This is a genomic window from Fusicatenibacter saccharivorans (assembly GCF_027667425.1).
Lineage (GTDB): Bacteria > Bacillota > Clostridia > Lachnospirales > Lachnospiraceae > Fusicatenibacter > Fusicatenibacter saccharivorans.
In genome coordinates, this window is the sequence record NZ_JAQEGR010000002.1 from 99,221 (window position 1) to 122,934 (window position 23,714).

General features: G+C 46.6%; 19 protein-coding genes. 17 read left to right on the plus strand and 2 right to left on the minus strand.

Translation table 11 applies throughout. From position 1 onward, the window contains the following. Positions 1 to 31 precede the first annotated feature (31 nt). The 9 genes from PGS38_RS02595 to PGS38_RS02635 all read left to right on the plus strand — a co-directional run bounded on the left by PGS38_RS02595 (position 32) and on the right by PGS38_RS02635 (position 9,811). Positions 32 to 1,048 (plus strand): ABC transporter ATP-binding protein, encoded by a 1,017-nt coding sequence (locus PGS38_RS02595; RefSeq protein WP_055227871.1) that lies wholly within the window; start codon positions 32 to 34, stop codon positions 1,046 to 1,048. Next, entirely contained in the window at positions 1,038 to 1,943 is a 906-nt protein-coding gene (locus PGS38_RS02600; RefSeq protein ID WP_119188790.1) for an ATP-binding cassette domain-containing protein, read from the plus strand. Before PGS38_RS02595 ends, PGS38_RS02600 begins: the two co-directional genes overlap by 11 nt. Next, positions 1,940 to 2,947 (plus strand): ABC transporter permease, encoded by a 1,008-nt coding sequence (locus tag PGS38_RS02605; protein WP_117805026.1) that lies wholly within the window; start codon positions 1,940 to 1,942, stop codon positions 2,945 to 2,947. The genes PGS38_RS02600 and PGS38_RS02605 overlap by 4 nt, the downstream gene beginning before the upstream one ends. After that, positions 2,944 to 3,837 carry an ABC transporter permease gene (locus PGS38_RS02610; RefSeq protein WP_117510964.1) on the plus strand — a complete coding sequence of 298 codons (894 nt, stop codon included), beginning with the start codon at positions 2,944 to 2,946 and terminating at the stop codon, positions 3,835 to 3,837. The genes PGS38_RS02605 and PGS38_RS02610 overlap by 4 nt, the downstream gene beginning before the upstream one ends. A gap of 137 nt (positions 3,838 to 3,974) precedes the next feature. Beyond that, the gene (gene ilvD / locus PGS38_RS02615; protein ID WP_117510966.1) at positions 3,975 to 5,717 is read left to right on the plus strand and encodes a dihydroxy-acid dehydratase; all 1,743 of its coding nucleotides are present in this window, start codon (positions 3,975 to 3,977) and stop codon (positions 5,715 to 5,717) included. Positions 5,718 to 5,891: 174 nt separating this feature from the next. Then, the gene (locus PGS38_RS02620) at positions 5,892 to 6,470 is read left to right on the plus strand and encodes a hypothetical protein (protein WP_147326136.1); all 579 of its coding nucleotides are present in this window, start codon (positions 5,892 to 5,894) and stop codon (positions 6,468 to 6,470) included. A gap of 35 nt (positions 6,471 to 6,505) precedes the next feature. Further along, a complete protein-coding gene (locus PGS38_RS02625; RefSeq protein WP_117762218.1) occupies positions 6,506 to 7,267 on the plus strand; it encodes an endonuclease/exonuclease/phosphatase family protein in 762 nt (253 codons plus the stop codon). Positions 7,268 to 7,467: 200 nt separating this feature from the next. Beyond that, entirely contained in the window at positions 7,468 to 8,646 is a 1,179-nt protein-coding gene (locus tag PGS38_RS02630; RefSeq protein ID WP_117510969.1) for a trans-sulfuration enzyme family protein, read from the plus strand. Further along, positions 8,627 to 9,811, plus strand: coding sequence for a MalY/PatB family protein (locus tag PGS38_RS02635; protein WP_117510972.1), 1,185 nt, complete (start codon positions 8,627 to 8,629; stop codon positions 9,809 to 9,811). The genes PGS38_RS02630 and PGS38_RS02635 overlap by 20 nt, the downstream gene beginning before the upstream one ends. Before the next feature lie 76 nt (positions 9,812 to 9,887). On the opposite strand, the gene PGS38_RS02640 is transcribed toward PGS38_RS02635, so the two are convergent. Next, positions 9,888 to 10,616 carry a hypothetical protein gene (locus PGS38_RS02640; RefSeq protein WP_022462534.1) on the minus strand — a complete coding sequence of 243 codons (729 nt, stop codon included), beginning with the start codon at positions 10,614 to 10,616 and terminating at the stop codon, positions 9,888 to 9,890. A 282-nt stretch (positions 10,617 to 10,898) separates the two neighbouring features. Next, positions 10,899 to 11,639 carry a hypothetical protein gene (locus PGS38_RS02645; RefSeq protein ID WP_022462533.1) on the minus strand — a complete coding sequence of 247 codons (741 nt, stop codon included), beginning with the start codon at positions 11,637 to 11,639 and terminating at the stop codon, positions 10,899 to 10,901. Positions 11,640 to 12,028: 389 nt separating this feature from the next. Between PGS38_RS02645 and thrH the strand changes: the two genes are divergently transcribed. The 8 genes from thrH (at position 12,029) to PGS38_RS02685 (ending at position 23,675) form a co-directional block, all read left to right on the plus strand. Further along, entirely contained in the window at positions 12,029 to 12,637 is a 609-nt protein-coding gene (thrH, locus tag PGS38_RS02650) for a bifunctional phosphoserine phosphatase/homoserine phosphotransferase ThrH (protein ID WP_117805025.1), read from the plus strand. A 72-nt stretch (positions 12,638 to 12,709) separates the two neighbouring features. Beyond that, positions 12,710 to 13,552: an alpha/beta hydrolase gene (locus PGS38_RS02655; RefSeq protein WP_055221185.1), complete on the plus strand. Its 843-nt coding sequence runs from the start codon at positions 12,710 to 12,712 to the stop codon at positions 13,550 to 13,552. A 168-nt stretch (positions 13,553 to 13,720) separates the two neighbouring features. Continuing rightward, the gene (locus PGS38_RS02660) at positions 13,721 to 15,307 is read left to right on the plus strand and encodes an AAA family ATPase (protein ID WP_119189003.1); all 1,587 of its coding nucleotides are present in this window, start codon (positions 13,721 to 13,723) and stop codon (positions 15,305 to 15,307) included. A gap of 229 nt (positions 15,308 to 15,536) precedes the next feature. After that, entirely contained in the window at positions 15,537 to 16,379 is an 843-nt protein-coding gene (locus tag PGS38_RS02665; protein WP_243104903.1) for an aldo/keto reductase, read from the plus strand. Between the two features lie 74 nt (positions 16,380 to 16,453). Further along, positions 16,454 to 17,323 carry an aldo/keto reductase gene (locus PGS38_RS02670; protein WP_118640714.1) on the plus strand — a complete coding sequence of 290 codons (870 nt, stop codon included), beginning with the start codon at positions 16,454 to 16,456 and terminating at the stop codon, positions 17,321 to 17,323. Positions 17,324 to 17,870: 547 nt separating this feature from the next. Continuing rightward, on the plus strand, positions 17,871 to 19,544 hold the full coding sequence (locus tag PGS38_RS02675; RefSeq protein ID WP_118595808.1) for a type 2 periplasmic-binding domain-containing protein: 1,674 nt from the start codon (positions 17,871 to 17,873) through the stop codon (positions 19,542 to 19,544). 84 nt (positions 19,545 to 19,628) lie between these two features. Continuing rightward, positions 19,629 to 22,526, plus strand: a complete 2,898-nt coding sequence (locus tag PGS38_RS02680) for a glycosyl hydrolase 115 family protein (RefSeq protein WP_118595809.1) — start codon at positions 19,629 to 19,631, stop codon at positions 22,524 to 22,526. Positions 22,527 to 22,529: 3 nt separating this feature from the next. Continuing rightward, positions 22,530 to 23,675, plus strand: coding sequence for a glycosyl hydrolase family 8 (locus tag PGS38_RS02685; RefSeq protein WP_118595810.1), 1,146 nt, complete (start codon positions 22,530 to 22,532; stop codon positions 23,673 to 23,675). The last annotated feature ends 39 nt before the right edge of the window (positions 23,676 to 23,714 follow it).

A 23,714-nucleotide genomic window follows, 5' to 3' on the forward strand; every position in this document is an offset into this window, starting at 1 on the left:
CTCCTTTTTGTCTGTACAGGAGAAAAACGGAATGAAGGAACGATTAAAAGTGGAACATCTTTCCGTCAGCTTTTTTACGGATGAGGGGGAAGTACAGGCGGTCCGCGATGTCAGCTTTTCCCTGAATGCAGGTGAGGTGCTCGCTGTTGTAGGCGAGTCAGGCTGCGGAAAAAGTGTGCTCTGCAAAAGCATTATGAAGCTGCTGCCGGAGAATGCAAAGATCAAAAACGGAAAAATTCTGGTCAATGGAGAAGAAATTGCAGGATACGGGGAGCGAAGAATGCGGGAACTGCGGGGAAAACTGTTCTCGATGGTTTTCCAGAATCCGATGACTTCCTTAAATCCGACGATGACAGTCGGAGCGCAGATTGCAGAGGCAGTGCGGGCGCATCAGAAAGACATGGGAAAAGAAGAAGTGGAACAGAGAGTGACAGAACTGATGCAGCTGGTGGGAATCGAGCAGGCAGAAGAGCGGAAAAAGGCATATCCGTATCACTTTTCCGGCGGAATGCGGCAGCGGATCGTACTGGCGATTGCGCTGGCGGGCAATCCGGAAATTCTGTTTGCTGATGAGCCGACGACAGCGCTGGATGTGACGATTCAAGCACAGATTCTGGACCTGCTTCGGGAAATTCAGAAAAAACTGGGAACGGCGACGGTCTTTGTCACACATGACCTTGGCGTTGTAGCGCGGATCGCAGACCGGGTAGCGGTCATGTATGCGGGAAAAATAGTAGAGATTGGAACCGTGGATGAGATTTTCTATGATCCCCGTCATCCGTATACGTGGGGACTGCTGCGTTCCATACCGGCGTTTTCGAGGGGAAAAGAAAGCCTGCCGTCTATCCCGGGAATGCCGCCGTCTCTTCTCCATCCGCCGAAGGGCGATGCCTTTGCCAGCCGCAATGCTTATGCGCTGGAAATTGATTTTGAGGAGGAGCCGCCGATGTTCCGGGTCACAGACAGCCATTATGCGGCAACATGGCTGCTGGATGAGAGAGCACCGAAGGTTGTGCCGCCGATAGGAGGAAATACAGATGGAACATGAGATTTTGCTGGATGTGCGTCATCTTACCCATATTTTTCCACTGTCCCGGAAAACAGCAGTCAAGGCAGTCGATGATGTATCGTTTCAGATTCGAAGAGGAGAAATTTTTGGACTGGTAGGAGAATCCGGTTCCGGAAAATCTACCGCTGCACGCTGTGTGATGAATATTTATCAGCCATATGCCGGCCAGATTTATTATAAAGGGATTGATACCTGCGACAGAGGCCAGTTCCGGAAAAATAAAAAAATGCTGCAGACGACACGCCAGATGATTTTTCAGGATTCCGGTTCCAGTCTGAATCAGAGGATGAAGGTCCGCGACATTATTGAGGAGCCGATGCGCGTGCAGAAAATCCGGCCGCTGCGGGGAAGCTATGAGGAGGAAGCCAGATTCCAGATGAAATACGTGGGGCTGGATCCGGAATATCTGAAAAAATATCCGGGAGAATTGTCCGGCGGACAGCGGCAGCGCGTTGCGATTGCACGGGCACTGACGATGGAGCCGGAGCTTCTGGTGGCGGATGAACCGATTGCATCGCTGGACGCGTCGATACAGGCACAGATTGTGAATCTGTTCCGTCATCTGCAGAAGGAGCACGGTTTTTCGTTCCTGTTTATTGCGCATGATCTGGATATGGTCGAATTTCTGTGTGACAGAGTAGGTGTGATGTACCATGGAAAACTGGTGGAGACCGGCCCGGCGCGAGCCGTGTTTGAAAATCCGCTGCATCCGTATACGAAAGCACTGATCGCGGTCATTCCGATTCCGGATCCGCGAAGGGAAAGAGCGCGAGCTGTACCGGATTTTTCCAATACAGAATTTCCCCGGACGGGAACACTGCGGGAAGTGGAAAAAGATCATTTTGTGCTGATGGAGGGAGGCGATGCAGGATGAAAAGCCGGAACAGAGTGCTTTACTATGGAAAAAAAGCAGCGGCATTTCTGGCAAGTGTTCTGCTGCTGTCTGTGCTCGTATTTTATATTTCAAGGCTTGCGCCGGGAGATCCGCTGGTATCATATTACGGAGACCGCGTGGAAAAAATGACGCCCGAAGAAAGAGTGTGGGCCGAAGAAAAATTGGGACTGAAGGATCCCATTTCCGTACAGTATATCCGCTGGGCAGGCAATGCGCTGCAGGGGGATTTCGGAATTTCGTACAAATATAAAATGGATGTAACGCGCGTGATCGAGGGAAGAATTGGAAATACGCTGGTGCTTGGCGGCATTGGGTTTCTGCTGATTTTCACCCTCGCGCTGCTTCTTGGAATTCTCTGTGCATGGAAGGAAGATACATGGCTGGACCGCATCATCTGTAAGGTGGGAACCATCACGGGATGTATTCCGGAATTCTGGCTGTCGCTGCTTCTGATTCTTGTTTTTTCCATGCAGCTCAAATGGCTGCCGAGTTCCGGTGCCTACTCTGTTGGAAAACAGGCAGATTTTTCTGACCGTGTCTGTCATCTGATCCTGCCGATGACGGTCGTAGTGCTGAGTCATTTGTGGTATTACGCATACATGATCCGCAATAAAATTCTGGATGAAGTGCGGGAAGAGTATGTGCTTCTGGCAAGAGCCAAGGGGCTGAAACGAAAGACGGTTCTGTTCCGGCATTGCCTGCGGAATACGATTCCGTCGTATCTTGGCATCATGGCCATTTCTGTTCCGCATGTGCTGGGGGGAACCTATATTGTAGAAACGGTTTTCTCGTATCCCGGTATCGGAACGCTGGCGTATGAGAGCGCACGGTACAAAGATTACAATCTTCTGATGCTGCTTTGCCTGATGTCCGGAATCGTTGTGATTCTATGCAATATGGCGGCACAGATCATCAACGAGAGAATTGATCCGCGGATGCGGGAGAAAGAAGCGGCAGAAACATCGGAGGTAATGATGCTGTGACAGAAAAAACACAATTATTTCAATTTGCAGGAGAGAGGCCTGCAGAAAAAACAGAAGCAGAAAAAAAGAAAAAATGGTATCAGGACCGGCCGGTGGCAGCAGGGCTTTTTCTGGGTCTTCTTGTGCTGGGCTGCCTTTTCTGTCGGCAGATCATGACGAAGGATCCCTCATATATGGATCTGAAAAACTGTTCCGTCATGCCGTGCCGGGAATTTCTGTTTGGAACCGATACGATGGGAAGAGATATTTTCTCGATGATCTGGTACGGCGGCAGAATATCGCTGGCGATCGGTCTGCTTTCTACGCTGATTTCCACTGTGATTGCCGTTCTCTTCGGCGCAGTCAGCGGATGTGCACCGGCGTGGCTGGACGCACTTCTGATGCGGCTGACCGAGATCTTTTTGTCGGTGCCGAATCTTCTTCTTGTCATTTTTCTTCTGGCCGCTGCGGGAAAATCCAATGTGATTACGATTTCTGCCGTGATCGGAATGACAAGCTGGACAAGCATTACAAAGGTTGTGCGGACCGAAGTACGGCAGATCCGGAACAGTGAATACGTGATTGCGTCGCGCTGTATGGGAGGCAGTTTTTTCTATATTTTATGGCACCATCTGGCACCGAACTTTTTTTCGTCTATTATGTTTATGGTGGTTATGAACATCCGAAGTGCGATTGTAGCAGAATCCACACTGAGTTTTATGGGAATCGGTCTTCCGCTGGAGGTGATTTCCTGGGGCAGCATGCTGTCACTTTCGGAAAAAGCGCTGATGACAAAGGCATGGTGGATCATTCTGATCCCGGGTGTTTTTCTGATTGTGACGCTGCTTAGTTTTACAAGCATTGGAAATTATCTGCGAAAGCAGGCAAACAGAAAACAGAGAAATCTGTGAGCTGTTCAGAGAGGCTGCGGTCTGTGGGGAATCCCTGCAGACTGCAGCTTTTTTGTCTTGCAATCAAATACAGGGATTGCTATAGTGAAAAGCAGAAAGAGTATTTTAATACCTAAAAACAGCGGGAGGAGAAGGAAATGCTGAAGAGTCAGGAAATGCGGAAACTTGCACCGGAGATGGATCCGCTCCGGATTGGAACAGGATGGAAAAAAGAGGATCTTGAAAAACCGCAGATTATGGTGGAGAGTACGTACGGGGACAGCCACCCGGGAAGCGGCCACTTGAATCTGCTGGTCGAGGAAGTGCGGAAAGGCGTTGCGGAAGCGGGGGGCTTCGGGGCGCGGTATTTCTGCACCGACATCTGTGACGGCGAGAGCCAGGGAACGGACGGCATCAACTACAGTCTTGCGAGCCGCGAGATGATCGCCAATATGATCGAGATCCACGCGAATGCGACACCGTTTGACGGCGGCGTCTATCTGTCGAGCTGCGACAAGGGTATGCCGGGCAATCTGATCGGCCTTGCGCGTGTCAATATTCCGGCGGTTGTTGTGCCGGGCGGAACGATGAATGCGGGACCGGAGATGCTGACACTGGAGCAGCTTGGCATGTACAGCGCAAAATTTGAGCGCAGTGAGATCGACGAGGAGAAGCTCGACTGGGCGAAATGCAATGCCTGCCCGAGCTGCGGTGCCTGTTCGTTTATCGGAACGGCATCCACGATGCAGATCATGGCGGAGGCACTCGGCCTCGCCCTGCCTGGAAGCGCTCTGATGCCGGCGACAAGCCCGGATCTTCTGGCATATGCACGGGAGGCAGGCCGCCAGGCGGTAAAACTGGCACAGATGGAGCATATGCGGCCAAGCGATCTTGTGACGAAAGAGAGTTTTGAGAATGCGATTCTTGTCCACGCGGCAATTTCGGGAAGCACAAACTGCCTGCTGCACATCCCGGCCATTGCGCATGAGTTCGGCATCGAGATCACCGGCGACACATTCGATCGTCTGCACCGCAACGCGCGGTATCTGCTCGATGTCCGCCCGGCAGGAAGATGGCCGGCAGAGTGCTTCTATTATGCGGGCGGCGTTCCGGCGATTATGGAAGAAATCAAAGATCATCTGCATCTCGATGTGATGACAGTGACCGGAAAGACACTGGGTGAAAATCTGGCGGAGCTTCGTGAAAATGGATTTTATGAGAAGTGCAGCGGATGGCTCGCAAAATTTAATGAGCGGTATGGAACTTCAATTACAAAAGAAGATATTATCCGCCCGTATGACAAGGCGATCGGAACGGACGGCAGCATCGCTGTTCTGCGCGGAAACCTTGCGCCGGAGGGAGCCGTCATCAAGCACACGGCCTGCCCAAAAGAAATGTTCCACGCCGTCCTCCGTGCCCGACCGTTCGACAGCGAGGAGGAGTGCCTCGATGCCGTGCTGAAACATAAGGTTCAGAAAGGCGACGCCGTCTTCATCCGCTACGAAGGCCCGAAAGGCAGCGGTATGCCGGAGATGTTCTATACTTCCGAGGCAATCAGCAGCGACAAAGAGCTTGGAAAGAGCATCGCGCTTATCACCGACGGCCGTTTTTCCGGCGCCTCCACCGGCCCGGTTATCGGCCACTGCAGTCCCGAAGCTGTAGACGGCGGCCCGATCGCACTCGTCGAGGAAGGGGATTTGATTGAGATTGATGTGAAGGAACGAAAACTTAACATCATCGGAATCGCCGGTGAGCGCAAGTCCATGGAAGAAATCGATGCGATCTTAAAAGAACGCCGCCAAAACTGGAAACCGCGCGAGCCGAAATACAAAAAAGGCGTACTCCGTCTTTTCAGCCTCCACGCAGCAAGCCCGATGAAAGGGGCGTATCTGGAGTACTAAAAATACTTGCGTTTTTCTGGGATGGTCTTTAGAATTTAAGGCAGAGCAAAAAATGGAGGAAGGAGCAACAGAAAAACAAGTGAAAGAAAATACCTAAAAAACAAACGGTTCCTGTATAATGTTGCATCTCTTCAGAAAATGGTCGGAAGTCCAGATTCTGTACAGAAGAATGTGGTGCTGGAGAACAATTCGCTGTCGGCGGAGCAGATTACCGGTGTGGAAAACCGAAAGAGCAAGGCAGGCGAAGCCGTTCTTCCGGTACTGCGCAGTGTTTCGCTGTTTCTTCTCGGGCTGCTTGGCGTGCTTCTGATTCTGCTGACGCTGCTTGTGATTGCGGCGGAGGCGGCGCGGATCATCTGCCTTGGACCGGCGGCAAAGAAACAGCAGAAGGAGCGGCCGGGCAGGCGGATCCGGAGAACGGAAGCAAGAATTTACCAGTATCTTTGTCTGTGGGGCATAGATGCCGGTCTTGGCTGGAAAACAGCAGCAACCGATGCAGAACTCGCCCGCAGATTTCCGGCGATCGAGCCAGGCGAATATACGCGTGTCTGCCATCTGATCGAGAAACATATCTACGGTGAGATTCTGCTGTCTCCTTATGAGGAACGTACGCTGAACCATTTTCTGGAAAAGCTGATGGAGCCGGTACCGGGCTGCAGCTGGAAAATGCGGCTGAAGCTGCGCTATGCGTGTCTGCGCCGTGTGAATACGAAGAAAAAGAAGAGAAAGCACAGCGCTTTCCAGCAAAAATAAGGGTTAGGAAAACAAATGAAAAGAGGGGTTTTACGATGAAATATGTAACATTTAATATTCGCTGTGATTTTGGCCAGGATGGAGCCAATAATTTTATCTACCGCAGACCGCTGATTCTGGAAAAAATCAGACAGGAAAAGCCGGATATCATCGGTTTTCAGGAGGTACTGCCGCATGTGGCTGCCTGGCTGAAGGAAAATCTGACAGAATATTACATTGCCGGATGTGGAAGAGAAAAGGATCTGACCGGTGAGGCAATGATCATTGCCTATCGGAAAGAACGTTTTCAGAGTGTGAGCCTGGAAACCTTCTGGCTGTCACCGACACCGTACGTGCCGGGATCCCGCTATCCGGTACAGAGTATGTGCCCGCGTACTGCGACGGATGTGGTATTTGAGGATATGGAGACCGGAAAAGTGTTCCGCGTCATCAACACCCATCTGGATCACGAGTGCGCCGGGGCGAGAAAGCTTGGCCTGGAGCAGATTCTCGCACATCTGAGAGCAGAGAAAGCATTTGCCGATGTGCCGGTGATTCTTAGCGGCGACTTCAATGCCGAGCCGGACAGCGAAGAGATGAAACCGCTGAGGGAAACTGCCGGTCTTGTGAATGCGACGGAAGGAATCGGCATTACCTTCCACAACTATCATCGCGATGATCCGAACGATCCGCAGTGCTCGATTGACTACATCATTCTCAAAGGGGACTGGGAACTGAAAAAGGTGGAAAAATGGACGGAGCAGAAGGACGGTGTGTGCCTTTCTGATCATTATCCGATCTGTGCGGAACTTATTTAAAATATGGATGCAAGAGGCGGCCGCCGGGAGAAAAATCTTCTGGCGGCGTTTTTTTACGATAGTTATAGGAAAAACTTATAACAAGTCAAAGAAAAAAGGGAATATACAAACGCCGCATTTTCTGTTATGATAGGTTACGTTACAAAACCTATCAGATTAGTATAGAAAGAAAAATTACGAAATAACAGGAGATTATTCATATGGCAAGAGGAATTGACACAAAATGTATCCATTTAGAAGAGGACGAGGGACAGTGTAGCCACTACGGCGCACTCAGCTACCCGATTTATCAGACCGCAACGTATGCGCATCCGGGCGTAGGACAGAGCACCGGATTTGATTACAGCAGACTGCAGAACCCGACCAGAGAGCATCTGGAGAAGATGGTGGCTGTGCTGGAAAACGGAATTGATGCGTTTGCATTAAGCTCCGGCATGGCAGCGATCTCACTTCTGATGGAGCTGTTCCGCCCGGGAGACCACATCATTGCGGATTCCGATTTGTACGGCGGAAGCATTCGTCTGTTCCACCATGTGAACGAGAAAAACGGCGTCGAATTTTCCGGCATCGACTGCTGCCGTGATGACGTGGAAAGCTATGTGAAAGAAAATACAAAAGCCATCTACATCGAGACCCCGACGAACCCGATGATGAACGTAACCGACATCCGAAAGATGGCGGATATTGCAAAACGCCACAACCTGATTCTGATCGTGGACAACACCTTCATGTCTCCGTACTTCCAGAACCCGCTCGATCTCGGCGCGGATGTTGTCATCCACAGCGGCACGAAATACTTAAGCGGCCACAATGATACGCTGGCAGGCTTTATCGTGACAAACCGTGAAGACATTCAGGAAAAACTGCGTTTCCTGATTAAGACAACAGGTGCAGGTCTTGCTCCGTTTGACTGCTGGCTGGTGCTGCGCGGCATGAAAACTTTAGGCATCCGCATGGAGCGTTCCCAGGAGAATGCAGAGCAGATCGCTGCATGGCTGCAGAAGCAGAAAGCAGTCACAAGAGTGATCTATCCGGGACTGCCGGATCACCCGGGCCATGAGATTATGAAAAAACAGGCAAGAGGCTTCGGTGCTATGCTGACAATCCAGCTCGAGAGCAAAGAGTTTGCCCTTGCCATTCTGGAGAAGGTAAGAATGATCCGTTTCGCAGAGAGCCTCGGCGGCGTGGAGACACTCGTTACGTATCCGACGACGCAGACACATGCCGATGTGCCGAAGGAAATCCGTGAGCGGAACGGAATTACGGAGAGCACCCTTCGCTTCTCCGTCGGAATTGAAAATATCGAGGACCTGATCGGCGAGCTTGAGAAGGTTTTTGCAGAAATTGAGGAAGAGAAAAATGACGGAAAGAAATCTTGATTTTGACAGAATCATCAACCGAAAAAATACAGACTGTTTAAAATATGACTTCGCAGTAAAACGCGGTATGCCAGCTGACGTGCTGCCGCTGTGGGTGGCGGACATGGACTTTGAGACATCCTCCTACATCGAGGATGCGCTGGTGGAGCGTGTAAAAATGGGCATTTACGGCTACAGCGATGCGCAGACTCCATATTTTGAGGCAGTTGCGGGGTGGATGAAACGCCATCACAACTGGGAGCCGAAAGAAGAATGGCTGATCAAAACGCCAGGCGTTGTGTTTGCACTTGCGATGGCAGTCAAAGCTTACACCGCGCCTGGGGATGCCGTGCTGATCCAGTCACCGGTTTACTATCCATTTTCGGAAGTCATTGCGGATAACGGCAGAAGAGTTGTCAGCAGCACGCTGGTGCTCGGCGATGATAACCGCTATCACATGGATGTGGCGGATTTCGAGGAGAAGCTGAAAGCTGAAAACGTGAAGCTCTTTTTCCTCTGCAATCCGCACAACCCGGTCGGAAGAGTCTGGACGAAAGAGGAGCTGACGGCAATCGGAGATCTCTGCATAAAGTATGGCGTGACGGTTGTAAGTGATGAGATCCACGGAGATTTCATCTTCAAAGGCGAGCATCAGGTGTTTGCCGCAATCAAAAAAGAATACGAGGATATCACGATCACCTGCACGGCACCGAGCAAGACGTTCAATCTGGCAAGTATGATGATGTCGAATATCTTTATCGCCAACCCGGAACTCCGTGCAAAATTCCGGAAACAGCTTGACGCAGCCGGAACGAGCCAGCTTGGCGTGATGGGGCTGGTGGCATGCGAGACGGCATATAACAAGGGCGAGGAGTGGTATGAGGCAATGCTTTCCTATGTGAAGGCAAATGCAGAATTTACAAAGCAGTATGTGGAGGAGCAGCTTCCGGGCGTGAAGATGATCGACCTGGAGGGAACATATCTCGTATGGCTCGATTTTCGCGAGACGGGGCTATCCGTTGATGAACTGGAAGACCTGATTATCAACAAGGCGAAGCTGTGGCTTGACAGTGGCAAAATCTTCGGAGACTGCGGACGCGGTTTCCAGCGGATCAACATTGCCTGCCCGCGCGCAACCCTGACCGAGGCACTGGAGCGGATTCGGGATGCAATGAAAAGCAGATAAAGCCACACCGATGAGATGCGTAGCATTTTGGAAGTTGGCTCTGAACAGTGACGAAAACATGTTGAAAAGGCGCAGCTTACGGAACATCTTTTTGGGAGATATGATTTTTTTTGTGTCTCCGGTAGAGAAAGAAGAAAGCTGCGCCTCCGCATATCAAAACGAGTACTTTCACCGGAATCTGATATACCGGATACACAGAGGTATAAATGCAATGATATTCTGGCGAAGAAACTTCGCTTTCCTCAGCAGGGCTCGGGCTCCAGGAAAAAGATGCCAGAATTCGAAAATATTTTTTATCAGAAGAAAACTGGCTATAAGGAAGATAAAAATCTGGGTTTCCAGGCGTTGTGATTTTCCGTTCCAGCGTCCAGGGTTCTTCCGTGCTGTTCCGAGTCCACAATTCTGCTTTTTCTAATTCAAAAAGATACATCAGTGGATCTGTCTCCAGACGGATAAAGTCTTCTTTCGCAGTTCTTACCTGGGTTATATTTTGAAAATCGAAAACTGTCTGATATAACAAAGAACGATCTGATTTTTCCTGATAGGTGAGTACATTTGCGGCATACAGATCTTGGAAACTTTTTGTCTTTTCAGATCGTTTAAAAAAATAGAAATCGATAGGTTTGGAAGAAGTTTTTCGATACTCGTTTTCTAAACTGGATTCTATTGGCGAAGCATTTTCTGGTACGTTTTCTTTTAAAAAAGAGCACAATACCGTATCGTCATTTTCGAATGCAGTGTCTGCTTTGACTGGAACAGAAAAACAGAATAACAGGGTGAAAAATAAAAATTTGATTTTTTTCATAATGAGTTACCTCTTATTTATGGCTTTATTCAGTTGATGCCGGATTTAAAAGTTTTTTTGAATGGTTGTTCTGTACTTTTTGTTCCTGCAATTCCTAAAACATTCATAATCTGCCCGTTTTTCTACGAGTAATGGCGACTTGCTCATGATTTTACTTAAATTACTTGAAAATACCTTAAACACAATTTGCCTATCAGAGAAATTTGTGCTTCTGGATAGGCAAATTGTTACTTTGAAAGAGTAATTAGAAATTAAATGTACTTGTATGTGGTGAATGAAAGTTTAATAACTTAGGTTCATTGTTTTATATGCAGTATAGGCTGTTCCTGATGGAGAGTAGCTAATTCCACCACCGTTGTAGGAAAAAGAGATACTGTAGCCGGTTTTCTGGGGATTATATAAGTATCCCATTACAATTCTTTTATCACTGCTATTACCTGCAGTAGCGTGACAGTATGTAACACCTTTAAGCTTCATGGCATAGTCGGGTGTTCCTAGTTGACTCCCTGAAAATTCAGCACCAGATAATTGCTGATTATTTGCAGTAAGAGTTCCACCGACTTTCCAATCGTTCATAGTATTATCTTTGTACCATAATTTTCCACCATATTCATACGGTCTCATAGCAGCGCCTAATTGAAAAGAAAAACTGTCTTTTCCGCGAGGTTGTTTATTAGAAGTAAACTCGTATGTTGGATAGATATAAATGGTTGATGCATTTTTAAAAGCTGATGCAGTAAAGGAAATACCGGTTAAAGTTTCGCTACTGAGTATCGATATTTGATTTTCGATATTTGAATTAATATATTCAAAATGTTTACCTCCACTTTTTAAGTCATCCACAATGAACTGCATGACGTCATCATCCAGCTTTTCTATTTCCTTTTGTGGCATTCCGGTTTTTAATAGATATGCTTTGTTAGATAGAACAACATTATTATCTGCCTTTACATTGCAAATTACCATATTTAAGGACAGAATACAACAAATAAAAAATGCAAGACATGTTTTTAATTTTTTCATGATGAGTGGTCTCCTTTCATAAGTATTGTTGGATGGTTTTAGTTTTTTATTTATCCTTAGATTAGTGCACTATCTGAAAAGTAAATTCGTTCGTTAATATGGATGATAAAATAGAAAATTAATAAAAATGCTTGTAATTATTATATAAATATATGAAAAATAAATCAATAGTCAAAAAACATATAAATAAATATATGAATTTGTAAAAAACAACGATTTTGTAAAAAGAATGTAATTTTAGAGAGATATATACGTATAAAAAAATAAAACGTGATTTTAATTTGCAGTGATATGGATTCTATGATATAGTGTGGTAAAGTGATGCTGTGAAAAAAAACAAAACCCCGTCGGCAAACAAGGCGGGCAGCGCAGGAAAGGGGATCATAACAATGTATATTACATGTCTGGATGTAGAAGGAGTACTGGTACCGGAAATCTGGATCGCGTTTGCGGAGGCAAGCGGAATCCCGGAACTTAAAAAAACGACACGCGACGAGCCGGATTACGATAAACTGATGAGATGGAGACTTGGAATCTTAAAAGAGCATGGCCTTGGACTGAAAGAAATTCAGGCTACGATTGAAAAGATCGACCCGCTGCCGGGCGCAAGAGAGTTCCTCGACGAGCTGCGCACCTTCTCCCAGGTGATCCTGATCAGCGACACCTTCACGGAGTTTGCCGCACCGCTGATGAAAAAGCTCGGCTATCCGACCCTGTTCTGCAATTCTCTGGAAGTCGCAGACGACGGAGAGATCACAGGATTTAAGATGAGAGTTGAGCAGTCGAAGCTTACGACTGTAAAAGCACTGCAGTCCATCGGATTTGAGACGATCGCAAGCGGTGATTCCTACAACGACCTTGGCATGATTCAGGCAAGCAAAGCAGGATTTCTGTTCCGCTCGACTGACAAAATCAAAGCCGACTATCCGCAGATTCCGGCGTATGAGACGTATGAGGAGCTGCTTGGTGCGATCAAAAAGGCAATGGAGGAGAAGTAAACAAAAAAGGTGATTTCCGGCCGGAGGCTGCGACGAACGGTCAGGAAAACAGAAATATGGGGGTTTTATTACATGAGAAGAAGAATTCAGGTAGAAGCAGAAAAACCACAATTCTGCGTCACAACAGGAATTACATTTGCACAGGCGGATGCCTGGTTTGGAAATACGGTGCAGGATTTGAAGCTGGATTTGATTTACCCGCGGGATAACACCAGAAAATATCCGTGTGTGGTATGGATTTGCGGAGGGGCCTGGATCCAGATGGACCGCTCAGCACATCTTGCCTATCTGTCCGTACTGGCACAGCAGGGATTCGTTGTTGCATCGGTAGAATACCGCACAAGCAATGAGGCAAAATTTCCGGCGCCGCTGCAGGATGTGAAAGCAGGAATCCGTTATCTGCGTGCACATGCCGATCGCTTCAACATTGATCCGGACCGCATCGGTGTGATGGGAGAATCTGCGGGCGGTTATCTGACCTGCATGGCAGCGCTTGCGACAGATCCCGTTTATGATGTGGGAGAAAATCTGGAATATTCCAGTGCCGTACAGGCCGCCTGCCCGTGGTACCCGCCGACCGATTTCCGCGGATTCCCGTACAGTGATCCGGAGCAGTGTGCGGCATCTCCGGAATCCCTTCTGATGGGCAAAAACGTGATGCGCCATCCGGAAGAAGCGCTCGCGTGCTGTCCGGTCAGCTTCGTGACAAAAGCCGCACCGCCGTTTCTGATCATCCACGGAGAGGATGACCATACCGTTCCGTTCGGACAGGGAGAGGAACTGCACGACGAACTGGAAAAAGCGGGATGTGACGTCACACTGCTTTCGATCGAGGATGCCGACCACGCAGATCTTCGTTTCTTCCAGAAGGAAGTGTGGGACGAAATCTGTGCGTTCTTCCGCGCAAAACTGTAAAAGAAGCAAAGGCAGAGTGAAAGTCCAGGAGATTTTCGCTCTGTTTTTTGATTGTTTGGGAGAATCTGTGGTGCAGCATTTTTTGCAGGATAAAGTCTACCCATCGGAGTTCTTTCCGTGTATAATGAATACAGGAAAGATCACAATGTGAACAGGAAGGAGGCCGCCATGGGAAGATTTTTAAATCCGGGAAATGAAGCATTTTCGGAAGTCATTCATTCAGAAATCTATGTAGATAAAACACCGCTTCTGGAATATACCAACAGAGTGATCAGTACTACATCAAAATTTATCTGCAGCAGCCGTCCGAGGCGTTTCGGAAAGTCAATCACAGCGGAGATGCTGTCGGCATATTACAGCAAAGGCAGTGATTCCAGAGAACTGTTTGCGGACTATGCGATTCATAAGGCGGAGTCCTTTGAAAAACATCTGAACCAGTATGATGTGATTCATTTTGATGTCCAGTGGTGCATGATGGATGCCGGAAATGCGGATTGCGTTGTGGAATATATCAATAACGGAATTCTGCAGGAACTGAAGGAAAAATACGGAGAACTGATTCCGGATACTGTGAAGACGGTTTATGGGGCGATGTCCTATATTAAGGCTGCTGCGGGAAACAAATTTGTTGTCATCATCGATGAATGGGATGTACTGATCCGAGATGAAGCGCAGAACCATAAAGTGCAGGAAGAATATATTGATTTTTTAAGAGGCATGTTCAAAGGATCGGAACCGTCAAAATATATTGCACTGGCGTATCTGACAGGAATTCTGCCGATCAAGAAATTAAAGACACAGTCCGCCCTCAACAATTTCGAAGAATTCACCATGCTGGATGCAGGAAGAATGGCACCGTATGTTGGCTTTACAGAAGCGGAAGTGCATGATTTATGCGACCGGTACGGACAGAACTATGAACAGGTGAAATCATGGTATGATGGATATTCTCTGGAAGGGTATCAGGTATATAATCCCAAAGCCGTTGTCAGCCTGATGCTGAACGGAAAATATAAAAGCTACTGGTCCAATACCGGCAGCTATGAAGCAATCGTGCCACTGATTAACATGAATTTCGACGGACTGCGGGCGGCAATTATAGAAATGATGTCGGGGGCCGCCGTGGATGTGGATGTGACATCTTTCCAGAATGATACCGTAAGCTTCGCCAACCGGGATGATGTACTGACGTATCTGATCCACTTGGGATATCTGGCTTACGATCAGGACAGGGAGCAGGTTTTTATTCCAAATGAGGAAATCAGACATGAATTAAACAATGCGGTGAAACGCAATAAATGGAATGAAATGATTACTTTTCAGAAGGAATCCGCAGATTTGCTGGATGCAACCCTGGATATGGATGAAAAAGCGGTAGCAGATGGGATAGAGCGAATTCATCAGGAGTACAGTTCGGTGATCCAATATAATGATGAAAATTCCCTGAGCAGCGTGCTTACGATAGCATATTTAAGCTCTATGCAGTATTATTTCCAACCCGTAAGAGAGCTGCCGACCGGACGCGGTTTTGCAGATTTTGTTTATCTTCCGAAACCGGAATACAGAACAAGTTATCCGGCGCTGCTGGTAGAACTTAAGTGGAACAAAAGCACAGATACCGCCATAGAGCAGATCTGGGATAAAAAATATCCGGATTCTATTCTGGAATATACAGGAAATATTCTTCTGGTGGGAATTAACTACAATAAAAAGACGAAAGAACATGAGTGCAGGATTGAAAAGATAAAAAGATAGAAAACCGAATGCTGAGAGGAAAAACGTCATATCATGGACAACGGAATTCATGATATGACGTTTTTGTAAATATTTCAGTCGATACGAAATAGGAATGAACGATTAGATTTTAGAAATTTTTTAAAAAAAGTCCTTGATCGGTAGCAACTCCCGGGTGATAAGCTAAAGCTACAAAGACAGGGAAATAACAAAATATCACACATCAAAATAAAACAGGGAGGTTATGATGATGAACTTTACATTAAGCAATCAGGTACAGATCCCGGCAGTGGGAATCGGAACTTTTATGATGACACCAGACCAGGCAGAGCAGGCGGTTGTGGACGCATTAGCCTGCGGATACCGCATGATCGACACGGCACAGGCTTACATGAATGAGCGCGCGGTCGGACGCGGAATCAAAAGATCCGGTGTGGCAAGAGAGGACATTTTCATCTCCACCAAAATCTGGGTAAGCCAGTATCTGACAGAAGGAACCGTAGAAAAGAGTCTGGAACTGCTTGGAACCGACTACATCGATCTGATGTTTATCCATCAGCCTGCAGGCGATTTCATGGCAGGATACCGTAAACTGGAAAAGGCATACAAAGAGGGCAAAATCAAATCGATCGGTATTTCCAATTTCCAGGGCGAAAAGTTGAAAAAGCTGCTGGATGAGTGCGAGATCAAACCGCATGTGATCCAGATGGAAGCACATCCGTATTACCGCGATGAAGAAACCATCGCAGCACTTGCACCGTGCGGCTGCTGCGTGATGGCATGGTATCCGTTAGGACACGGCGATCATGCACTGCTTGAGGAGCCGGTTGTCAAAGAGCTTGCGGAAAAATATGGAAAGAGCACCGCACAGGTCATCTTAAGATGGCATACACAGGTTGGAAACATCGTCATCCCGGGATCGACCAATCCGGAGCACATCAAGGTAAACCTCGATATCTTTGATTTCGAACTGACGGAAGAAGAGATGAAACAAATGGCAGGCCTGAACAAAAACGTGCGCTACTATTACCCGGATGAAGAGAAACTGGCAGCATACGCGAATATGAAGATTGATCTGGACAGCCAGAAATAAAATAAATACGGTCTGCCGAAGATGGAAGAGCATGTGTTTACTGCATTTATTCAATAAGAAAGGGGAAACAAAAAATGGAATATAAAGTATTGACAAATAGTGTAAAAATGCCGATGGAGGGTTTTGGAGTTTTTCAGGTAAGAGATAAAGAAGAGTGTAAAGAATCTGTTTTAAATGCCATCCGGGCGGGCTATCGTCTGATCGACACAGCGGCTTCCTACACGAATGAAGACGCCGTTGGGGAAGCTGTCTGTGAGGCGATTGCGGAAGGAATCTGTACCCGCGAAGAGCTGTTCATCACATCCAAGATGTGGGTGCAGGATATGCAGAATTATGAAATGGCAAAGAAAGCCATCGACCATTCAATTGAGACACTGGGCGTGGAATATCTTGATCTTTATCTTCTGCACCAGGCAATGAAAGATTATTTCAGCGCATGGCGTGCCATGGAAGATGCATACAAAGAAGGAAAGTTAAGAGCCATCGGTGTTTCCAATTTTTATCCGCATGTGCTGACCAACTTCTGCGAAACGGTAGCGATCCGTCCGATGGTAAACCAGATTGAAATGCATCCGTACTTCGCACAGGAGTCTGCATTAAAAGTCATGGAAGAGTACCAGATCGTGCCGGAGGCATGGGCACCGCTCGGCGGAGGACGCCACAATCCGTTTGACAACGAGATGGTAAAAGAAATCGCTGCCGCACACAGAAAGACCGTAGGACAGGTAGTTCTGCGCTGGAATGTACAGCGCGGCGTTGTAGTCATTCCGAAATCGGTTCACAAAGCGAGAATCGAAGAGAATTTCCAGATATGGGATTTTACACTGACTGAAGAGGAGATGCAGAAAATCAGTTCACTGGATCTTGGCTATCAGGGAACTGCGGTCAAGCATTTTGATCCGGAATTTGTTAAAATGTGCAATACCAGAAAGATCCACGAATAAAACAGGGCGGTTTGGTTTCCAACTGCTGTAAGATCATTTTTGCACAGGCAGACGTTGCGTTCCTGGATCCAGAATATTCGATGTCTGTACCATTCCAGTAGGTCATTTCCGGTGCGTTTGATACCTTAAGCTATGCAATGGAAACATATTTCGGCAAACCGGAGGAAAACAATCTGTCCGATGATATCAATGAGGCACTTGCGGCAGAACTGCTGAAAGGAAAAACATATAACTCTTAAAATTTCTTGCAGGATTTCACCCTGTGTGGTACATTATAGTTATGAATTGCGGTGGCCGTCTTCGGACAACACCTTGAAAGAGCCTGATGCGTCAGGCTCTTTTTATTACAGGTTTTAGCTTGCTTATTTAATTGAAGTGGCTAACATGGGGCTGCCCTTGGTGTGCAAGAAGTAGAAAGCAATAAAATAAAAACAATAATGACAATATCTAAGCCAGAGGCCTAGGTGTTATTTTTAGCAAGTATTATTGCAGAATATCAGGTGCTTATTATAACAAATAGAAAGAGGAAATGAGACAGGGGAAAAGAATGAAGAAAAAAACAACAATATTATTACTGGCAGGGAGTCTGATGATAGCTGGAATAGCTGCTCTCCTGTACCAGAGCCAGAACAGCAGAAATCAGATCCGTCATTATACGGCCTTTTTTTCAACAACAGGGGAAGAGATCACTTCGGATAATGATATGAAAAAGAAGATCGCTGAACAGATCGGAGCCGATTGTGAAGAAACATGGCTGAAAGGACAGACAAAGGATAATGCACTGAATGCTTATATTGCAGCCGGCGAGTATCCGGATTTTATTTCCGGCGAAAGTAAATTATATGATGCAGGAGCACTGATTCCCATTGACGAATACTGGGACAATTATCCCAATATAAAAAATTATCTGACAGAGGAACAGTGGGACCTGTTTCGGCAGGCAGACGGACATATCTACTGGATTCCACAATTCGGAGTTTCACAGGGACAGGACACGGAAGTAATCCACAGCGGAGAAGCTTTCTGGATTCAGACAAGAGTTTTGAAATGGGCAGACTATCCGGAAATCACGACGGTGGATGAATATTTTGATCTTCTGGAACGGTATCAGGAAGCAAATCCCTGTCTGGAAAATGGAACACCGAATATTCCGTTTGCTATTTTATGCGATGACTGGAGATACTTTTGTCTGGAGAATGTTCCTCAATTTCTGGATGGATATCCGAATGATGGGAGCTGCATCGTAGATCCAGATACACTGCAGGTCATTGACTATAATACAACACCGACAGCCAAAAGATACTATCAGAAATTAAATGAAGAATACAAAAAAGGAATGATCAGCCCGGAAACATTTCTGGATACTTATGAAGAATATCTGGATAAGCTGTCCACAGGTGCTGTTCTTGGTATGGTGGATCAAAGATGGCAGTTTTATTATGCCATACAGACAGCGTATGATTCCGGAAATCTGCGCAGTTATGGATGTGATTATGTGCCACTTCCGATAACAATAGACAAAAAAGTAAAGAATCAGTGGCATACGGCAAGATCAGCAGAGCTGGATACCGCGTCAGGACTTTCTATTACCATTTCCTGTGAAGACCCGGAAGGGGCAATGCAGTTTGTAAATAACCTCCTTGATCCGGAGATTACGAAATTACGTTTCTGGGGAGAAGAAAATCTGGATTATTCGATAGACGAAAACGGAATATTTTATCTGAATGAGGAGCAGGGCGTAAGGGTAAATGATCGGAAACTGAAAAAGACGCATTTTTGTACATATTCCTATTTTCCAAGGAGTGAAGGAATGCTGTCAGATGGAATCAATGCATTTTCGCCGGAAAATCAACCGGTAGAATTCTGGAAAAGCCAGCCCCGGGATATACAGGAATGTTTTGAGGCGTATGGAGTAACAAACTATGTAGATATGCTTGGGAGAAATGATGCGCCGGGAGTGTGGTATCCCATGTATTCGTATACCAATTCACTGACATCAAATACACAGGCAGGACAGACACTGGAACGGATGGATGAAGTAAAACACCGGTGGCTTCCGCAGGTGATTCTGGCACAGAATTTTGAAGAAACATGGAATTCCTATATGGAAGCATACAACGCATGCGATCCACAGAGCTATTTTGAGGATTTACAGAAAGAGCTCGATCAACGAATGAACAAAAAGAATAGCAATTTTTGCATATTGAATGACAAGAACTAAATAGTCCGAAGGCCCCTATTTGTTTACAATGGTGATAACCAGTAAACAGATGGGGGCTTTTTATAAAATACGGGAGGGAATCCTATGAGAATTTGTCTGGAGCAAAGTGCCTTTCCGGGCGTAATCAGAGTTACGGAAAAGGTAGCACACGATGTGGAACTTGTATCGGGAAAGAAACCGCAGATTCTGGTAGAAAAAGAGATACCGGAAACACTGGAAAGCAGCGGGGAGGACTGGACGATCATTGCCGCGACGAAAGGAAAAAGCAGCTTCCTGAAAAAGCTGGAAGAAGCCGGGAGTGCGGAATTAAAAGAGCTGGAACAAAAGAGAGAATGCTATGCATGGATTTTTCCTGAAATAAAAAACAGGACAAAATCGAACCTTCTTGTAATTGCCGGGAGCGACAAAAGAGGAACGATTTATGGCCTTTTTCATTTATCGGAAATGCTGGGAGTCTCACCGTTTGTCGACTGGTGCGGACTGATGCCGCCAAAGCAGGAAAAGATAGAACTGAGGGAAGACATGGCCTGTATCAGCAAAGAGCCATCCGTCAGATACCGGGGATTTTTTATTAATGATGAATGGCCGGCATTTGGAAACTGGTGCAATCATAATTTTGGCGGCTTTAATGCAAAAGCTTATGATCATGTATTTGAACTTTTACTCAGATTAAAAGGAAATTATCTCTGGCCGGCTATGTGGAGCGCAAGATTTGCAGATGATGGACCGGACCTCTTAAATGCGGAGCTTGCAGATGAATACGGAATTATTATGGGAATGTCACATCATGAGCCGTGCTTAAGGCAGGGGGAAGAATACAAATATCTCAGAGGTAAGAATTCTGTTTACGGAGATGCCTGGAATTTCAGAACAAACAGAGAGGGAATTACAAAATTCTGGGAAGATGGACTGAAAAGAAGCGGAAAGTTTGAAAATGTAATCACCGTCGGCATGCGTGGAGAAGCGGATACTGCGATCATGGGAAAGAATGCAACACTGGAAGATAATATTCAGTTGCTGCGGGATGTACTGAAAACGCAGAAAAAACTGATTCAGGAACGTGTAAATCCTGATCTGACCAAGGTTCCGCGCATGATAGCCTTATACAAAGAAGTAGAAGAATTTTTCTATGGAAATGAAAAAACAAAGGGACTAATGGGAGCAGAGGAGTTAGAGGATGTGATTCTGATGCTCTGTGATGATAACTATGGAAATCTCCGGACACTTCCAACAGAAGAGATGCGAAAACATGCGGGCGGCTATGGTATGTATTATCATCTGGACTACCACGGATGGCCGGTTTCCTATGAGTGGATCAACAGTTCTTATCTGCCGAAAATCTGGGAGCAGATGAGTATGGCATACGATTTTGGTGTGCGGGAACTCTGGATGGTAAATGTCGGAGACATCGCCACACAGGAATTTCCACTGAGCTTTTTTCTGGACATGGCGTATGACTTTGATCGCTGGGGAAGCAGGGCGCTTAACTGCACGCAGGAGTACACCAGAAAGTGGGTGAGACAGCAATTCGGTTCTGTGGAAGAAGAGACACAGGACACTATTGCAGACATTTTAGAGCAGTACACAAAAATCATCCACAGAAGAAGGCCGGAAGCACTGAACCCGGAGACGTATCATCCGGTGCAGGAAAAGGAAAGCAGCAGGATCTTCGAAGAAGAAGAGCAGCTTTTGAAAAAACTGCAGGACGTATATGAAACAATTGAAAAAACGAATCCGCAGAATCTGTCCGCATTTATCGCGCTTGTATATTATCCGGCATTTGGGACAATGAATCTTGTGAAGATGCAGATTCTTGCAGGCTGGAATCATTATTATGCTAATCTTGGTGCGGTCTGTGCCAATGATTATGGGGATGAAGTGGAAAGATGCATGGAACAGGATCGAAAAGCTGTGGAAATGTATCATCAGATGGATCAGGGAAGATGGTATGGAATGGGAATGTCACAGCATATTGGATTTACACACTGGAATGAAGATGAATGCAGGAATCCAGTCGTTATGCGGGTCATACCATTAAAGAAAAGATCCATCCTTGTGGCAGCAGACGGCACGGCGCAGCATGCGGAAGGAAGCCCGTGGCTGGATAACACGATGAAATTAAAGGATTTCTTAAATCCGGACTGTACCAGAGCATCCGTCACCCTATATAGCCGGAGTGATTTAAAGGCAGAGTACAAAGTTCTGAAAAAACCGGGCTGGCTGTCTGTGGAGCCGATGGAAGGATGGCTGGATGGCGTGAGCCAGAAGAAAGTGCGGCTGAATCTTACCTTGATAAAACAGAGATTACCGGAAACGAACCAGGATACTATTCAGGATTCGCTCGAGATTGCAACACCGGAAGGAAAATGTGAGATTACAGTGCCGGTTTATACAGGAAATCTACAGGATAAGAAAAATGTATTTGTGGATACAATGGGGTATCTCAGCATCGAAGCGGCACATTATGTAAATTCTGTTCCTGGAAATTACAAAGACAGACAGGTAAAATTTGAAAATCTGCAGGGATATGGAAAGACGAATTCAGCGATGAAGGCATTTCCATCCGATGCCTGCACAGTTCCGGGACAGGATGCGCCGTATCTGGAGTATCAATTTGTTTTGGAAGAAAGCGGAACATATGAAGCAGAATTCTATATGCAGCCATCCAATCCGGTTACCAGAGAGAATCAACTTCTTTATGCGGTCAGGATAAATGAAGAGATGACAGAAACCGTAAACGCAGTGGAGAAAGATTATCAGGTCGGTGATCAGGCAGAGAAATGGGCAGAAGGTGTTCTGAGTCAGATTCGAAGACAAACAGTTTCGATAAAATGCAGAGCAGGGTTCAATACACTTCGGGTCTATCATGTGACACCCGGCTTCGTTCTCGAAAAAATCGTGATTTATCCGATGGGGGAAAAGCCGGAAGAAAGTTATCTTGGACCGGCAGAAACGTATCACGGCAGACAGGAGGAAAAATAAAATATGGCAGGAGCATATGAAACAGGAGTATACCGCAATATTTTTAAAGAGTGTGGATATTCCGAAGAGGAAATTGAAAAAAGAGTGAAAGAAACATTTGAAACAATCTTTTATGGAAGTGAAGAAGAGCGTTTCTATCATGAAGCAGGTGCGGACATGGGATACATGGAGGACACCGGAAATCATGATGTCAGAACGGAGGGCATGTCATATGGAATGATGGTGTGCGTCCAGATGAACCGGAAACAGGAATTTGACCGTTTATGGAAATGGGTACGGACGTATATGTATATCGAGGATGGTCCGGGGAAGAATTATTTTGTCTGGTCGTGTGCTGTCGATGGTACAAGAAACGCGGACGGACCGGCGCCGGACGGAGAAGAATATTTTGCAATGGCGCTCTTTTTTGCTTCAAAGAGATGGGGAGATGGAGAAGGCATTTTCAATTACAGCAGCGAGGCAAGAGCGATTTTACGGGAATGTGTTCATAAGGGAGAGCCAGGGCATCCGGGAGAGCCGATGTGGAATCCGGAAAATCATCTGATCAAATTTGTTACCTCTTTTGAGTTCAGTGATCCATCCTATCATCTGCCGCACTTTTATGAGCTGTTTGCGTTGTGGGCAGATCCCTGCGATCATGAATTCTGGAAAAAGGCAGCGGACGCAAGCCGAAAATATCTTCACACGGCATGTCACTTCCGAACTGGATTATCTGCGGAATATGCAGATTATGACGGAACACCGCATGCACAGCATCAGGAGATTTTCGGCCGTCATGACTGGTACTACAGCGATGCATATCGTACGATTGCCAATATCGGAATGGATCATCTCTGGTTTGACGCGGATCCCTGGCAGACGGAAAATGCCAATAAGCTGCAGCAATTTTACTGTGAAGAACAGGCGGAACACTGGGATGGGGTATTTCTGACTGACGGCACCAGGCTGGAAGAAAAAGCACTTCATCCGACGGCAATTATTGCGGTAAATGCACAGGCCTCACTTGCCGCAGACGGACCGTATGCAGAGGAATGTGTAAGACGTTTCTGGAATACACCGCTTCGGACAGGCGAGAGACGGTATTATGATAATTTTCTGTATCTTTTTGCAATGCTTGCTTTGTCAGGAAATTACCGGATCTATCGGTAATAAAATCATATATTTTGCAGGAAGGTTTCCTATAGTTTC